Genomic DNA, 15,060 nt, shown 5'->3' with positions numbered 1-15,060 from the left:
GGTCTTGAAACCGGCATAGACGGCAAGCTTTACGAGACGGCAATGGGAAGCCTGATCGGCGGGATTACCGCGCATTACGGCTATGCCAAGGCCACCATGGGCTCGGTCCACGGCCAGGGCGGGGTCGATGCCAACGGATATGGCTTCGGCGGCACGCTGACCTGGTATGGCGATGATGGCGTCTATGTCGATACTGTGGCGCAGACGACCTTCTATACCAACGACCTGACCTCGGACACGGCGCGGCGTTCCCTGGCCGACGATATAGACGGCTTCGGCTATGCGCTGAGCTTCGAAGCGGGCAAGCGGGTGGCCATCAACCCGAACTGGACGGTGACGCCGCAGGCGCAGCTCACCTGGTCATCGGTCGATTTCGACGGCTTCCGTGATACGTTCGATGCCCATGTGAGCCACGATCAGACCGATAGCCTGAAGGGCCGTCTCGGCATCTCCGCCGATTATGGCAATGCCTGGCGCGATGAGCAGGGGAGGCTGACCCAGGCCCAGCTCTACGCCATCGCCAACCTCTCCTATGAGTTCGGCAAAGCGAGCAAGATCGAAGTGGCGGGCGTTCCCTTCGCCACCCAGAACGACCGCTACTGGGGCGGCCTCGGCGGCGGCGGCACCTATAGCTGGGCCGACGGCAAATATGCGCTCTATGGCGAAGTCACCGTCGACACCAGCCTCGAGCACTTCACCGACAGCTACAGGTTGAGCGGAAACCTGGGGATGAAGGTGAAGTGGTAGCAAACCGGCCGGCTCGAAAGCGCAAGGCACAATTCGCATCGGCGGCGATATGGCGAAGAGCGCAATCGCCGGGCTTGCTTCGGCCATTGAGCTGACGGGTCTTGTACACGAACAAGAGGAGCTTGAGCCGACAAGTCTGCTTGGGCTAACCGATATTGCATTATCCGCCACTCTCGGCTAGGCAGGGGCATCCGCAAGGACCCGGTGAAACTCCGGGTGGCTCTTCTGGCCGCCGATCCGCCAGAAAACACAGCAACGCAACTCTCTTTTCAGGACCGGGTTCCGTCCGGCCCGTTGCATTCAACTGTGAAAACTCTCCATATGCTATCTCTTTCCAACTACCGCCGGGAGTGGTTCTCCAATATCCGTGGCGATGTGCTCTCGGGCATTGTCGTCGCGCTCGCCCTCATCCCTGAGGCCATGGGCTTTTCCGTAATCGCGGGTCGATCCGAAGGTCGCGTCTATGCCTCCTTTGCCTATGCCTGTGTCGCTGCATTCACGGGCGGACAACCCGCTGTCCTCCTCGGTGGTCATGCTGGCGACTGTCGTCACCGTCGTCGCGACGCATGATCTTGCCAAGGGCGTCCTCGCCGGCGTCCTGCTGTCGGGGATCTTCTTCGCGGGCAGGTGGCACGGCTCTTCAGGGTCACGAAGCGGGTCGAGACGGATGCGCGTACCGTGACTCACATCATGGAAAGCCAGATCTTTTTCGCTTCGGCGGAGAGCTTCATCGCCGCATTCGATTTCTCGGATCATGTGAGGCAGGTGGTTATCGACGTCAGCGGCGCCCATCTCTGGGATATCACGGCTGTCGGCGCGCTCGACAAGGTGGTGACCAAGTTCCGGCGGGCGGGCGTGGATGTTCGGATGCTCGGCTTCAACAAGGCGAGCGCGGATATGGTCGACAGATTCGCGCTGCACGATAAGGAAGAGCGGCAGGCCGCCAGCGCTTCATTGCATTGACGATAGGTTACCGGGCGCGCGGGTCCAGCGTTCCGGCAAGTCGTCCGTTCAAATGCAGGCTTCACCCATGCTCCGCTATGACGGCGAGAAAAGCCGGGCCATAGCGGTCGAGCTTGGTTTCGCCGATGCCGGGCACATTGGCCATTTCAGCGCGTGAGACGGGGCGGGCGGCGGCCAGTTCCATCAGCGTGCGGTCGTGGAAGATCACATAGGGTGGGACGTTCTGCGTGCGGGCGATCTGCAGACGCTTTTCGCGCAGCGCCTGGAACAAGGCCTGGTCCCGCTCGGACAGGGATTGGGTCGCGGCCTGCCTGCGCAAGCTCTTGTCGCGGGACGGTTTCGATTTCGGCGGCACGCGCAGCATCAGCGTCTGCTTCTCGCGCAGAAACAGCCGGCCCTTCTCCGAGATCGACAAGCCGCCATGCCCGGCGAAATCGACATCGACCAGCCGGTGTGCGATCAATTGGCGGATGATGGCGCGCCAGGTGCGGTTATCATGCTCGCGCCCGATGCCGTAGGTCGAAACCTTGTCATGGCCGAAACGGCTGATCCGCTCGTTCTCCACCCCCAGCAGCACGTCTACGATATGTGCCTGGCCGAAGCGCTCGCCGGTCCTGTGGATGCACGACAGAATCTTCTGGGCGGCGATTGTTCCGTCGAACAGGCTTGGCGGCTCCGCGCAGGTGTCGCAATTGCCGCATGGCTCGCAGGTGTCGCCGAAATAGGACAAGAGTACCTGCCGGCGGCAGCTGGCGGTTTCGGCAAGGCCCAGAAGCGTGTCGAGCTTCAGCCGTTCCATGCGCTTGCGCTGATCGGGCGCTTCGGATTCCTCGATGAAACGGCTGCGCAGAACGATATCCTCATAGCCGTAAAGCATCATTGCCTCGGCGGGCAGACCGTCGCGTCCCGCGCGCCCGGTCTCCTGATAATAGGCCTCGATGCTGCCAGGCAGGTCGATATGGGCGACGAAGCGCACATCCGGCTTGTCGATGCCCATGCCGAAGGCGATGGTCGCCACCATGATGACGGCTTCCTCATGCTGGAAGCGGGCCTGGTTCGCCTCCCGCGCCGCCTTGTCCATGCCGCCATGATAGGGGAGGGCATCATAGCCGAGCCCGCACAGCCATTCGGCGGTTTCTTCCGTCCTGCGTTTGGAAAGGCAGTAGACAATGCCGCTTTCCCCCACGTGTTCCGCAAGGAAGCGCTTCAGTTGCGCGCGGGGATTGTCCTTCTCCATGATCGCATAGCGGATGTTGGGACGGTCGAAACCGGCGATGAAGGCATCGTGCGCGTCGATCTGAAGGTGCGAGAGGATTTCTGCCCGGGTGGGCTCATCGGCGGTTGCGGTCAGCGCCATGCGCGGAATATCGGGAAAATGCACCGCCAAGGCGTCGAGCTGGCGATAGGACGGACGGAAATCATGCCCCCATTGCGACAGGCAGTGCGCTTCGTCCACGGCGATCAGCGAGAGCGGCACACCGGTCAGGAGTTTCAGGACATCGGGTTTCAGCAGGGTCTCGGGGGCGACATAGAGCAGGTCGAGCGACCTTGTCGAAATGTCGCGCCACAGATTGCGCCTGTCGTCGCCGGCCAGATCGGAGTTGAGCGCCGCCGCTTTCACGCCTGCCTGCCGCAGCGCCGAGACCTGATCGGCCATCAGCGCCAGAAGCGGCGATATGACGATCCCCAGGCCGGGCCGGGCCAGCGCCGGAATCTGATAGCAAAGCGATTTCCCGCCGCCCGTCGGCATCAGGACAAACGCATTGTTGCCCGCCATCACATGCGAGACGATCTCCGCCTGCCGGCCACGGAAGGCATCGTAGCCATAGACGGTCTTGAGAATGTGCAGCGGATCGGTCGACAAGGAATCACTTGGCTTTAGAATGTGAGCAATCTCGTTGATAGCAGACATCAGGGAAAAATGGGCCGTCTTTCGAGGGCAAGTGGCGGGACGGTTCATGCTTGGATGGAAAAAGGCAGAGCAGGGCGGCGTTTACCTGTTATCCGCGCCTTTGGCGTAGCGGCCCGGAGGTTGCCCGACATGGCGGCTGAAGGCGGTGCTGAATGTGCTTGCGGAGCGGTAGCCGACCCGTTCGGCGACCTCGGCGATATCGATTTTCTCACGGCGCAGCAGGTCCTTTGCCAGCGCCATGCGCCATGCCAGCAGATATTCCATCGGCGGCACGCCGACATGGCGCGTGAAGCGGTCGAAAAAGGCGGAGCGGGAGAGCGCCGCCGCCTTGGCAAGCTCGCCCATGGTCCAGGCGCGCGCGGGATTGCCATGGATCTGCCTGATGGCCTCGGCCAGTCGTGCATCCGCCAGGCCGCGCAGCAATCCGGCGCGGGCTTCGGCTGTCTGGGTGACCCGCAATGCCTCGACCAGCAGAATTTCCACGAGCCGGGTAAGCACCAGTTCGCGTCCGGGGCGCTGTTCCGCGGCAGATTCCTCGATAAGAAGCTTGACCAAGGTGGACAGCCGCTCAACGCCCCGGACATGAACCTGCCCCGGCAGCAGCGATACGAGGAGACCTGCATCCTCGCTGCCGAAGACGAAATAGCCGCCGAGGATGCGGACGCTTGGCGGTCCATCCCGGCTGCCGTGGCGGACCTCTGACACCGCCGCTGCCGCCGCCGCATGGGGATCGAGAAGCTCCGGAATGACCGGCTCGAACCCCAACATGGTGAAGCCGGGCGTTGCCGGAAGCAGGATGAAGTCGCCCGCCTCGAGTGTCAGCTCCTCCTGCCCGTCTACGGCCAGACGGCACGAGCCTTCAATGACGATTGCGAAGCTGGGATGGCCGAACCTGGTGTAGCGGACGCCCCAGCGCCCCGCGCCGCTAATTCCCTTCGTGAATATCGCATGGGGGCGGAGCAGCTTTATGACGTCTGAGAGAGGATCAATCATATCCGGACGATAACAAACGAATTCCGGACCATCAATCGTAGATCGTCCGTTCTTGGCGACCTACTATGACTTCATCGATAAATGGAGACTTTGCGATGAAGACGATACTGATCACCGGCTGCTCATCGGGATATGGGCTGGAGACGGCGCGCCATTTCCTCGCCAGAGAATGGAACGTCATTGCGACCATGCGCACCCCGCGCGAGGACATCCTGCCGCGCGCTGCCAATTTGCGCGTCCTGAAGCTGGATGTTACCGATGAGGGCAGCATCGTCGAGGCTATCGAAGCCGCGGGGACGATCGATGTGCTGGTCAACAATGCGGGCATCGGCATTGTCGGCGCCTTCGAGGCGACGCCCATGTCCTACGTCCGGAAAATCTTCGAGACCAATACATTCGGCACCATGGCTATGACGCAAGCCGTTATTCCGCAGATGCGCGAGCGCCGGTCCGGCGTCATCGTCAACGTCACCTCCACCGTAACGCTTGTACCCATGCCGCTGGCGGCGGCCTATACCGCGAGCAAGCAGGCCATTGAGGGCTTTACCGGCTCGCTGGCGCATGAACTGGCCTATTTCAACATTCGCGCCAAGCTGGTCGAGCCCGGCTATGCCCCGACCACGCGCTTCAGCCAGAATGTTTCCGTGCGTCCCGAAGAAATCATTCCGAAAAGCTATGCCGATTTCGCCGCGCCGATCTTTGCAGGCTACGCGCAGCCGCCTCTCATAACCAGGGAAAGCGATGTGGCCGAGGCGGTGTATAGGGCGGTCCATGACGAGAGCGGCACGCTGCGTTTTCCGGCGGGCGCGGACGCGGTGGCGCTTGCCTGCGCTGCCTGACCACCTAGAGTCTGTCAGCCACCGGATGAATCGCAAGGCAGACAAGCCTCTGCCGTCATCCTCGGGCTTGTCCCTGATATCTGCCATAAGAGCGAAGAATAGCGATGACCGTCCTGAAGACCGTACCGTCGCAGATTCTTGGGACAAGCCCGAGAATGACGGCTAGGGAAAACCGCTTCCGATTATCCCTAACTCTAGCGCCAATTCTCCACATGACCGGCGCGGCTTCCTCCTGCTATATGGCCAAGCGGCAATAGAAACAGCGAGGTTCGCCAGCGTGTCAGACAGCTTCTTCCCGGATTCCTTCGATGCCTTCCTTTTCGACATGGACGGCACCATCCTGACTTCCATCAAGGCAGCCGAGCGGGTATGGACGAGCTGGGCGGTGGCCCATGGATTGGATGTCGAGACGTTTCTGCCGACAATCCACGGTGTCCGGGCGGTCGAGACGATCGGCAAGCTCAATCTGCCAGGGCTGGATCCCGTGGCCGAGGCGGAAGCCCTGACCGAAGCGGAGATCGCCGATGTCGAGGGGATCGAGGCGATTGCCGGCGCGGCGGATTTTCTGGCCGCGCTGCCCGCGGACCGCTGGGCTATCGTGACGTCCGCCCCGCGGCGGCTCGCGCTGCGCCGGATCGAGGCGGCAGGGCTTCCCGTGCCCGCGACGATGATCGCAGCCGACGACGTCACCTTTGGCAAGCCCGCTCCCGATTGCTTCCTGCTGGCGGCGCAGCGCCTGGGCGTCGCGCCGGAGCGCTGTCTGGTCTTCGAGGACGCGGCGGCGGGCATCGCCGCAGCGGAGGCGGCGGGATGCCAGGTTGCGGTTATGACGACGACGCACCGGCACGAAATGGAAACGCCGCACCGGAAACTGGCGGATTACTCGCGGCTGCGGCTGTTGCGGGAAGGGGGCGGGACGTTGCAGCTGGCTCTGGCGTCGTGACGGCGGGTGATGCTGCAGGCCCGGTGCGTTATCTGATGGCACAAACTTTCGAGCGCGTCAGGAAACGTCTTTCGCGTCCATTGTCGAGCGAGAACATGCCGCCGCGTCCCGGCACCACGTCGATGATGAGATCGGTATGCTTCCACGCCTCGAACTGCGAGGCGCTGATGTAGAACGGCGCGCCGCCTATGTGGCCGAGCAGCACGTCATTGTCGCCGACGATGAAATCCCCTTGCGGGTAGCACATCGGCGAGGAACCGTCGCAGCAGCCGCCGGACTGGTGGAACAGCACCGGGCCGTGATCCGCGATGATTTCCTCGATGAGTTCCAGCGCGGCGGGGGTGGCGGAGACCTGGGCCATGGTGGGATCCTCCTCGTTATTAAGGTGAAAACGCCGGCGGGACAGTAACCCCCCTCTGGCCTGCCGGCCATCTCCCCCTCAAGGGGGGAGATTGGGCCTTCATAAACGTTTCTGCCAATCGCAGATGTCGCTGATTGGCGGTGTGGCTAATGCCAACTCATCTCCCCCCTTGAGGGGGAGATGAGTTGGCAGGCCAGAGGGGGGTGCCTAGCGGTTCCCTCAAAACATAATCAACTCAAAAGAACCCCAGCTTCTTAGGGCTGTAGCTCACCAGCATGTTCTTCGTATTCTGATAATGGTCGAGCATCATCTTATGCGTCTCGCGTCCGATACCGGATTGCTTGTAGCCGCCGAAGGCCGCGTGGGCGGGGTAGGCGTGGTAGCAATTGGTCCAGACGCGGCCGGCCTGGATGGCGCGGCCGAAGCGGTAGCAGCGGTTGACGTCGCGGCTCCAGATGCCCGCGCCGAGGCCGTAGAGCGTGTCGTTGGCGATGGACAGCGCCTCCTCGTCGTCCTTGAAGGTCGTCACCGACACGACGGGGCCGAAAATCTCCTCCTGGAAGATGCGCATCTTGTTGTGGCCCTTGAAGACGGTGGGCTTGATGTAATAGCCCCCGGCAAGATCACCTGGCAGTTCGTTACGCTCGCCGCCAGTCAGCACCTCGGCGCCCTCCTGACGGCCGATGTCGAAATAGGAGAGGATTTTCTCAAGCTGCTCCGAAGACGCCTGGGCGCCGATCATGGTGGCGGGGTCGAGCGGGTCGCCCTGCACGATGGCTTCCACCCGTTTCAGCGCCCGCTCCATGAACTCATCGTAGATGTCTTCCTGAATGAGCGCACGGCTGGGACAGGTGCAGACCTCGCCCTGGTTGAGCGCGAACATGACGAAGCCCTCGATGGCCTTGTCGAAGAAATCATCATCTTCCTGCGTCACGTCCTTAAAGAAGATGTTGGGCGATTTGCCGCCGAGCTCCAGCGTGACGGGGATCAGGTTCTGGCTGGCATATTGCATGATGAGCCGTCCGGTCGTCGTCTCGCCGGTAAAGGCGATCTTGGCGATGCGCGGCGAGGAGGCGAGCGGCTTGCCTGCTTCGAGGCCGAAGCCGTTGACGATGTTGAGCACGCCGGGTGGTAAGAGATCGCCGATGAGGTCGGCCCAGAGCATGATCGTCGCCGGGGTCTGCTCGGCGGGCTTGATGACGACGCAATTGCCTGCGGCGAGGGCCGGGGCGAGCTTCCAGCAGGCCATCAAGAGCGGGAAGTTCCAGGGGATGATCTGGCCGACGACGCCCAGCGGCTCGTGGAAATGATAGGCGACCGTGTCATGGTCGATTTCGGAGAGTGAGCCCTCTTGCGCGCGGATCGCCCCGGCAAAATAGCGGAAATGGTCGATGGCGAGCGGCAGGTCGGCAGCTGTGGTCTCGCGGATCGGCTTGCCATTGTCCCAGGTTTCGGCGAGCGCCAGAAGATCGAGATTTTCCTCCATCCGGTCGGCGATGCGGTTGAGGATCAGGGCGCGCTCGGCCGGGCTGGTGCGGCCCCAGGCGTCCTTGGCCTTGTGGGCGGCGTCGAGCGCGGCTTCGATATCGGCGGCATCGGAGCGGGCGACTTCGCCGAGCGGGCGTCCGGTCACCGGAGAGATGTTCTCGAAATAACGGCCCGATTTCGGCGCGACCCACTCACCTCCAATAAAATTGTCATAACGCTTGGCGAACGGCACTTTCGCGGTGCGTGAAAATTCTACCTTGTTCATGACTTCCTCCCGAGAAGCGATGCCGCGGAGTGCGGCATGTATAGAATGCTCCTCGGGCAGGACAGGGTCAAGACGAGCGTAGTATAATAGGGCATGCTCTCAAAAAGTTGCTGACTTTCCGGTCAGGCTTATCCCGGGAAGAAAGCGAAGCGGATGATGAACAGCGCCGCGACGATGATCGTTGCGGGATGGAGCTCCTTCCAGCGGCCGGTGAAGAGCTTCAAGACGGCATAGCTGATGAAGCCGAAGGCGAGGCCGTTGGCGATGGAATAGGTCATCGGCATGGCGAGCGCCGTCACGGCGGCGGGGATCGCCTCGGTCAGATTGTCCCATTCGACTTCCCGCAGCTCGCGCATCATGAGCGCGGCGACGTAGAGAAGGGCAGGGGCGGTGGCATAGGCCGGAACGGAGCCCGCAAGCGGGGAGATGAAGAGCGCGGCGAGGAACAGAATTGCGACCACCAGCGCGGTCAATCCCGTCCTGCCGCCCGCCGCCACGCCGGAGGCGCTTTCCACATAGGCGGTGGTGCTGCTCGTGCCCAGCATGGCGCCGGCGACGATGGCGGAGCTGTCGGCCATCAGCGCGCGCCCGAGGCGGTTCGGCTTGCCCTCCGGCATCAGATTGGCGCGTTTTGCGACGCCCACCAGGGTGCCCGTCGCGTCGAAGACTTCGACGAGAACGAAGACGAGGATGACATGCAGCAGCCCGCCATGCAGGGCGCCGAGGATATCGAGCTGCATGAAGGTGGGCGCGATCGAGGGCGGGGCCGAGACGAGGCCCTGAAACTGGTTGGCCCCTACGATCCAGGAAAGTACCGTCACGGCGAGAATGCCGATGAGGATCGCACCTTTCACGCGCAGCGCATCCAGCACCGCGATGACGAAGAAACCAAGGATGGCGAGGAGCGGGCCGGTCTGCCTGAGGTCGCCCAGCGTCACCAGCGTCGCGGGGTTCTTAACGACGATATGGGCGTTCTCCAGCGCAATAAGGCCAAGGAAAAGACCAATTCCCGCCGCAATTGCACTGCGTAAAGAGGGAGGAATACCGTCAATCACCCATCGTCTGAGGCCTGTTACGGACAGGAAAACGAAGATCGCGCCGGAGATGAACACGGCCCCCAGCGCCTGCTGCCAGGTGAAGCCCATGGCCGCGACGACCGTGAAGGCGAAGAAGGCGTTGAGCCCCATGCCCGGCGCCATGCCGATGGGCCAGTTGGCGTAAAAGGCCATGATCAGCGTGCCGAGCGCCGCCGCAAGGCAGGTCGCCACGAACACCGCGCCGCGATCCATTCCCGTGGACGAGAGAATCTCGGGATTGACGAAGATGATGTACGACATCGTCAAGAACGTCGTGACGCCGGCAACCAGCTCGGTGCGGACGGACGTTCCGTGTTCGCTCAGCTTGAAAACTCGTTCCAACATTTTTCTTCCCATCGCGTCTCGCCGGGGCAGTTATCAGCGTTCGCCGATTGCTTATTCCCGCGCGGGCGCGCGCGCAATGGAAATTCGAGTCCGGACAAAGGCTTGGAGCGAAGTGCGATGGAATTGATTCAGGGTTTCGCTCCAAGCGTATGTTTCAGCCGCCCTTCACCGCGCCTGCCGTCAACCCGGCGACGATCTGCTTCTGGGCGAACAGGGTGAGGACCAGCACGGGGAGGGTGACGATCAGCGCCGCTGCCGCCAGGGGACCCCAGCTGACCTGCTCGAAGGAGAGCATGTTATAAACCGCGACCGGCAGCGTGCGCGTCGTGCGGCTGGCCAGCACGATGCCGAAGACGAAATTGTTCCAGGAGAAGATCAGCGCCAGGATGAAGGCAACGACGATGCCGGGCTTGGCGATGGGCAGCGCCACCAGCCGGAACACCTGCCAGGGCGTCGCGCCGTCGATGCTGGCGGCTTCCTCCAGTTCCATCGGCGTCGTCTCGAAATAGCCGATCATGATCCAGACCACGATGGGCACGGTAACGACGAGATGGATGATGATCTGCGGCCAGAGCGTGCCGAGGAGGTTCAGCCATTGGAAGAGCAAAAACAGCGGGATGAGGAAGGAGAGGCCGGGCGTCATGCGGGCGATCATGATGAGAATGGCCGCGCGCTCCGCCTTGAGCCGGGCGATGCCGTAGCCGGCGGGCACGCCGACGAGAAGCGCCAGCAGCGTCGCCGCGCCGGTCACCAGCACCGAATTCCAGAAATAGAGGAAGAAATTGTTCTCGCGGAACACCTGCGCATAGTTCGACCAGGCGAAATTTTCCGGAATCAAAATCGGCGGATAGGCGCCATTGTCGATCTCGTACTTTAGCGAAAGCGAAATCATCCAGAGGAAGAACAGGAGGACCGGCGAGACCATGACCATGGCCGCGAACAGAAGGCCGATGCGGTTGAGCATTCTGCGTTTCATCGGCTGGCCTCCTTGTCCGACCAGTTGGTGCGGGCGCGGACCATCATCAGCACCAGGGAAAGGGCAATGATGAGGATGAAGAACACCACGGCCATCGCCGAGGCGTAGCCTATATCGTAATAGGCGAAGGCGGTGTTGTAGAGGTAGATATTGATCGTCTCGGATGCCGTGCCGGGGCCGCCTTGCGTCATCGCATAGATGATATCGAAGCTCTTGATGGCATCGATGGAGCGGATGATGACGCCGATCATCAGGAAGGGCGCGATCATCGGCAGGGTCAGATAGCGGAATTTCTGCCAGGCATTGGCGCCGTCGATCTCGGCGCTTTCATAGGGCTCGCGCGGGACGGCGGCAAGGCCGCCTAGCACGATCAGCATGATGAGCGGCGTCCATTGCCATGTCTCGACGAGGACGAGCGAGGGGATGACCGTCGACTGGTTGTAGATCCATTCCTGCGGGCCGATGCCGGTGAGCGACAGGAGATAATTGAGCACGCCCAATTGCGGGTGGAACATCATGGTCCAGACCAGCGCGATGGCGACGGGCGTCGCCATCATCGGCATGACGAAAACACCGCGCAGGAAGCCTTTGAGCGGAACCTGGGCATCGAAGATGAGCGCTGCGAGCGTGCCGAGGACCAGAGGCGCGACGACGGCCAGCACCGTGAAGACCAGCGTGTGCCAGAGCGATTCCCAGAAGCGGAAATCGGTGGCGAGCCTGATATAATTGTCGAGCCCGGCGAATTGCTGCTCCTGCCCCAGCGTCCAGCTATGCACGCTCATCCAGAGGGTGAACACCCATGGAAAAACGATGACCGCCGCGATGATTACCATGGCCGGGATCACGAAGGGCCAGTAATTGGGCGCAAGCCCGCCCGGCCTCATCCCTTTCACGCCGTCATCCGCCGGGGCCGCTTCATCGATGCTCACGGACGCCATTATCCCTCGCTCTTGGCCAGCACCGGCTCGAACTGCGCCGTGGCGGTCTGGAGTTCGGCTGCCGGGTCCGCGCCGCCGATCATATTGGTGAGGCCGACGCCATAGATGTCGCGGAATTCCGTGACCGGCACGATGACAGGCAGCGCCAGCTGCGATATTTTCGCGGACTCTGCCACAGCGTCGACCCAGGCGGCGGGCATCTTGACGCCCTTGCGCACCTCGGGGTCCTCCAGGATGGACTGGCGGAACGGCACGCCCGCCCCGGCCTGCAGGAGCCGCGCGCCCATATCGTGCGAGATGACCCATTGGCAGAACAGATAGGCCGCTTCCTTCTTTTCGCTGGCCTCGACGACACCGATACCGTCGCCTGTCGTCGCGGCGGCCTGCGCTTTCGGCCCCTTCGGCATGACGCCATAGCCGACCTTGCCGACGACGCGCGATTTCTGCGGGTCCTCCAGCGGCGGCGCGAAGCCGACGCCATCGAACCACATGCCGACCTTGCCTTGCAGAAAGGCGGATTGCGCTTCGGCCCAGTTGAAGCCGGAAACGCCTGTCGGGGCGGATTTGATCATCAGGCGCTGATAGAATTTCGCCGCCTCGACCGCCTCCTCGGAGGTGGTGCGCAGCTTGCCGTCGGGGCCAAGGGGCGAGGAGCCATAGCCCAGCATGAGGGCCGTCCAGACCGGGACATTGGCGTTCTTCAACCCGCGCGCGACGAAGCCATAGGTGTTGGTGCTCTTATCGGTCAGCGCTTCGGCGGCGGCGGCCATGTCCTCGAAGGTGGCGGGGTAGGCGAAGCCCTTCTTGTCGAACAGTTCCTTGTTCCAGTAGACGATCCAATAATCGACCGAGAAGGGCAGCGAGCGCAGCTTGCCGTCATTGTCCTGGGCGAAGGTCAATCCGGCGGCGGCGAAATCGCTCTCCGTCAGCGACGGGTCGGTCAGCGAAGGGTCTTTCAGGAAGCCGCTGATATCGGCCAGCCAGCCGCCCTTTTCGAACTGGCGCTTCTGCACGTGATAGCTCAGATGGATGACGTCGAAGCTCGGCCTGCCCGACGAAAGCTCGATCACGGCTTTCTGCCGCTGCTGCTGTTCCGGGGTTGCCTCGGCATTCACCTTGATGCCGGTCAGCGCCTCGAATTCGGGTAGATATTTGATGATGGTATCGCCGCGCGGGCTTTTGACCAGATTGACCTCAAGCGTTGTCCCCGCGAACTTCTTCCAATCGACCGAGCTTGCGGAGAAGGCCGGACGCGCGCCGACGAGCCCCGCCGCGCCGAGCGCCGCCGTACCGGCCAGAAAGCCGCGCCGGGTAGGCTTCCAGAATGATGACATGCTATTCCCTCCCTTTGGATGATGCCGAAGCTCCTCTCTTCGGCAGGTGATCATGCTCTATATTCTAATGGCGCGGTCCCTTGCATGGTTTATGTGGGCGACGAGCGCTTCCACCGCCTCCTCGACGGACCGCCGCTCGATCGCTTCGAGCACTTTCATGTGCTCGCTCATGACCGGCCCGACGCGCCCGTCGATACGGACGCGCTCCTGGCTGATCAGCCGCATCTTGATCGAGTTGACGCGGTAGACATTCGAGATGATCGTATTGCCGAGCGCGTCGATGAAGGCGTCGTGCATGCCCCAGTCCACGGCTTGCGCATGGGCTTCCAGCTCATGGCTGTCATTGCCGCTTTCGATCGCCGCCGCTATGTCGCGATGCTCTCTCAGCATCTTCGCGATGATCTCGTCCGATGCCGTGCGGGTGAACAGCGCCACCGCCTCCTTTTCAAGGAAAAGGCGAAGCTGAAACGCTTCGCGGATCAGGTTCAAATCGATATGGGCGATCTGCAAACCCCGCTGCGGCACGGTCTTGATCAGCCCCTCGGCCTCCAGCCTCGGTATAAGCTCACGGATGGCGCTCAGCGGAAAGCCGGTCAGCTCCACCAGACGGCGCTGCGAGACGAATTGTCCCGGACGCACATCGCGCGCCAGAAGATGCCGGGTGAAGCTTTCATAGGCCCGCTCCCGCAGCGGGGAGGGCTCCTCGGCCTGGCTTTCCATGGGGCGCTCCTGCTCCATCATGCCGCCTTGGAACGAAACAGCGTATCGAAGGTGGAGACCAATTGACGCTCGCTCTCATTGGAAAGGGGAAGCAGCGGCGGCCGGACCGCCAGCCAGTGGGGCTCGCCGAATGCATGGGCCATGAGCGCCTTTACACCTGGCGTAACCGGATATTTCAAAAGCTCGGCCACCAGATCTATGACGTGTTGGTCATCCTCGCCCCGTACCGCCATACGGCGGACTTCACTTGGCAGAAAATTGGCGATGCCGGAGATGGCTCCTTGCGCGCCAAGGCGGACACCCTTGGCGAGATGACGCTCATCACCGATCAGTATGATGAGATCGCCGTGCTCCATCACCAGCTTTTCGGTATAGGCCCAATCACCACCGGAATCCTTCACCCCGGTGACGATCTCAGGAAACGCCTCACGCAAGCGGCCTATCAGCGCATGGCTCAATGGGACCATGGTGACCGATGGGATGTGGTAGAGGATAACGTCCCGCGCCTTGTCGCCCAGCAGCCCGAACACAGCGGAAAACCAGCCGAACAGTCCCTCGTCACCGAGATTCTTAAAATAGGAGGGCGGGGCAAGCAGGATGTTGCGCGCGCCCAGCGACAATGCATGCGCCGCTTGCTCGGCCGCGTCTGCGGCTGAATTCACGAGAACCCCGGCAACAATCCGATCCGCGGGAACACCGTCCGACACCATCGCGCCCAGCAACGTCTCGCGCTCGCGCCGGCCAATGGATGCGCCTTCGCCTGTGGTTCCAAACAGCGTGACGCTGCTACAGCCGGCGTCAAGGCTGTGGCGGGCTTTAGCAATCATCACGTCGAGCGAAATATAGCCGTTTTTCTCAAAAGGGGTCGCAAGCGCGACGGAAAGCCCAAAACGCATGAAACAACTGTCCTCCCAGTGTGATCTCGAGATTTGCACACTGACATGTCAGAAGTCAATCAGGGAATGCGTTGGGCTGAGGTGAATTGCTTTCAGGCGGAACACTCGAAATCAATCTAGGGCGTAGTGACAATTTAATGATTTTACGATTCCCAAGGAATGGCAAATCAGATTCAACACTGGCTTTTGGAGGCTGGTGTGGAAGGCGAGATACTTCGGGATGATCAGTGGGAGCGGCTACGGGACTTTGTACCGGGCGGGCGT

Annotated in this window: 14 protein-coding genes, 1 pseudogene and 1 other annotated feature; of the genes and pseudogenes, 5 read left to right on the top strand and 10 right to left on the bottom strand. The window is 62.0% G+C overall.

Annotation, left to right across the window (positions count from 1 at the left end):
* The 3 genes and pseudogenes from ACOWVG_RS19145 to ACOWVG_RS19135 all read left to right on the top strand — a co-directional run.
* On the top strand, positions 1-747 hold a 747-nt coding region (locus tag ACOWVG_RS19145; protein ID WP_420963975.1), incomplete at its 5' end, for an autotransporter outer membrane beta-barrel domain-containing protein.
* Between the two features lie 194 nt (positions 748-941).
* Positions 942-997, top strand: a sequence feature (sul1 is cis-regulatory element that is thought to sense ions involved in sulfur or methionine metabolism; They are found in Alphaproteobacteria).
* A 71-nt stretch (positions 998-1,068) separates the two neighbouring features.
* Entirely contained in the window at positions 1,069-1,317 is a 249-nt protein-coding gene (locus tag ACOWVG_RS19140; RefSeq protein ID WP_420963976.1) for a SulP family inorganic anion transporter, read from the top strand.
* Positions 1,256-1,710, top strand: a pseudogene (locus ACOWVG_RS19135) (STAS domain-containing protein); the annotation flags it as partial. The gene ACOWVG_RS19140 and the pseudogene ACOWVG_RS19135, both read left to right, overlap by 62 nt.
* 61 nt (positions 1,711-1,771) lie before the next feature.
* Here the strand turns inward: ACOWVG_RS19135 and recQ are convergent.
* Complete coding sequence (gene recQ, locus ACOWVG_RS19130; RefSeq protein ID WP_420963974.1) at positions 1,772-3,574, bottom strand: DNA helicase RecQ; 1,803 nt, start codon at positions 3,572-3,574, stop codon at positions 1,772-1,774.
* 129 nt (positions 3,575-3,703) lie between these two features.
* Entirely contained in the window at positions 3,704-4,615 is a 912-nt protein-coding gene (locus tag ACOWVG_RS19125) for an AraC family transcriptional regulator (RefSeq protein ID WP_420963973.1), read from the bottom strand.
* 95 nt (positions 4,616-4,710) lie between these two features.
* On the opposite strand from ACOWVG_RS19125, the gene ACOWVG_RS19120 reads away from it, so the two are divergent.
* Entirely contained in the window at positions 4,711-5,454 is a 744-nt protein-coding gene (locus ACOWVG_RS19120; protein ID WP_420963972.1) for an SDR family oxidoreductase, read from the top strand.
* Between the two features lie 277 nt (positions 5,455-5,731).
* Positions 5,732-6,397, top strand: a complete 666-nt coding sequence (locus ACOWVG_RS19115) for an HAD-IA family hydrolase (RefSeq protein ID WP_420963970.1) — start codon at positions 5,732-5,734, stop codon at positions 6,395-6,397.
* A gap of 28 nt (positions 6,398-6,425) precedes the next feature.
* On the opposite strand, the gene ACOWVG_RS19110 is transcribed toward ACOWVG_RS19115, so the two are convergent.
* The 8 genes from ACOWVG_RS19110 to ACOWVG_RS19075 form a co-directional block, all read right to left on the bottom strand.
* Positions 6,426-6,758: a DUF779 domain-containing protein gene (locus tag ACOWVG_RS19110; protein WP_420963969.1), complete on the bottom strand. Its 333-nt coding sequence runs from the start codon at positions 6,756-6,758 to the stop codon at positions 6,426-6,428.
* A gap of 235 nt (positions 6,759-6,993) precedes the next feature.
* Complete coding sequence (adh, locus tag ACOWVG_RS19105; protein WP_420963968.1) at positions 6,994-8,511, bottom strand: aldehyde dehydrogenase; 1,518 nt, start codon at positions 8,509-8,511, stop codon at positions 6,994-6,996.
* Positions 8,512-8,639: 128 nt separating this feature from the next.
* Positions 8,640-9,932: an NCS2 family permease gene (locus tag ACOWVG_RS19100; protein ID WP_420963966.1), complete on the bottom strand. Its 1,293-nt coding sequence runs from the start codon at positions 9,930-9,932 to the stop codon at positions 8,640-8,642.
* 154 nt (positions 9,933-10,086) lie between these two features.
* Positions 10,087-10,908, bottom strand: a complete 822-nt coding sequence (locus ACOWVG_RS19095; protein WP_420963965.1) for a carbohydrate ABC transporter permease — start codon at positions 10,906-10,908, stop codon at positions 10,087-10,089.
* Positions 10,905-11,846 (bottom strand): carbohydrate ABC transporter permease, encoded by a 942-nt coding sequence (locus tag ACOWVG_RS19090; RefSeq protein ID WP_420963963.1) that lies wholly within the window; start codon positions 11,844-11,846, stop codon positions 10,905-10,907. The genes ACOWVG_RS19095 and ACOWVG_RS19090 overlap by 4 nt, the downstream gene beginning before the upstream one ends.
* Positions 11,846-13,180: an ABC transporter substrate-binding protein gene (locus ACOWVG_RS19085; RefSeq protein WP_420963962.1), complete on the bottom strand. Its 1,335-nt coding sequence runs from the start codon at positions 13,178-13,180 to the stop codon at positions 11,846-11,848. Before ACOWVG_RS19085 ends, ACOWVG_RS19090 begins: the two co-directional genes overlap by 1 nt.
* A 57-nt stretch (positions 13,181-13,237) precedes the next feature.
* Complete coding sequence (locus tag ACOWVG_RS19080; RefSeq protein ID WP_420963960.1) at positions 13,238-13,900, bottom strand: GntR family transcriptional regulator; 663 nt, start codon at positions 13,898-13,900, stop codon at positions 13,238-13,240.
* 17 nt (positions 13,901-13,917) lie between these two features.
* Positions 13,918-14,796: a dihydrodipicolinate synthase family protein gene (locus ACOWVG_RS19075; RefSeq protein WP_420963959.1), complete on the bottom strand. Its 879-nt coding sequence runs from the start codon at positions 14,794-14,796 to the stop codon at positions 13,918-13,920.
* Between the last annotated feature and the right edge of the window lie 264 nt (positions 14,797-15,060).

Source organism: Brucella sp. IR073 (assembly GCF_049065735.1).
In the GTDB taxonomy this organism is placed as follows: domain Bacteria; phylum Pseudomonadota; class Alphaproteobacteria; order Rhizobiales; family Rhizobiaceae; genus Paramesorhizobium.
Note: the sequence above shows the minus strand (reverse complement) of the source record. Positions and strands in the feature narration are given on the sequence as shown.

Bases quoted from the DNA above. Each gene is read 5' to 3' on its own strand.
- ACOWVG_RS19140 (WP_420963976.1), top strand. From the start codon at position 1,069: ATGCTATCTCTTTCCAACTACCGCCGGGAGTGGTTCTCCAATATCCGT.
- ACOWVG_RS19125 (WP_420963973.1), bottom strand. From the start codon at position 4,615: ATGATTGATCCTCTCTCAGACGTCATAAAGCTGCTCCGCCCCCATGCG.
- ACOWVG_RS19120 (WP_420963972.1), top strand. From the start codon at position 4,711: ATGAAGACGATACTGATCACCGGCTGCTCATCGGGATATGGGCTGGAG.
- ACOWVG_RS19110 (WP_420963969.1), bottom strand. From the start codon at position 6,758: ATGGCCCAGGTCTCCGCCACCCCCGCCGCGCTGGAACTCATCGAGGAA.
- adh (WP_420963968.1), bottom strand. From the start codon at position 8,511: ATGAACAAGGTAGAATTTTCACGCACCGCGAAAGTGCCGTTCGCCAAG.
- ACOWVG_RS19100 (WP_420963966.1), bottom strand. From the start codon at position 9,932: ATGTTGGAACGAGTTTTCAAGCTGAGCGAACACGGAACGTCCGTCCGC.
- ACOWVG_RS19095 (WP_420963965.1), bottom strand. From the start codon at position 10,908: ATGAAACGCAGAATGCTCAACCGCATCGGCCTTCTGTTCGCGGCCATG.
- ACOWVG_RS19090 (WP_420963963.1), bottom strand. From the start codon at position 11,846: ATGGCGTCCGTGAGCATCGATGAAGCGGCCCCGGCGGATGACGGCGTG.
- ACOWVG_RS19085 (WP_420963962.1), bottom strand. From the start codon at position 13,180: ATGTCATCATTCTGGAAGCCTACCCGGCGCGGCTTTCTGGCCGGTACG.
- ACOWVG_RS19080 (WP_420963960.1), bottom strand. From the start codon at position 13,900: ATGGAAAGCCAGGCCGAGGAGCCCTCCCCGCTGCGGGAGCGGGCCTAT.
- ACOWVG_RS19075 (WP_420963959.1), bottom strand. From the start codon at position 14,796: ATGCGTTTTGGGCTTTCCGTCGCGCTTGCGACCCCTTTTGAGAAAAAC.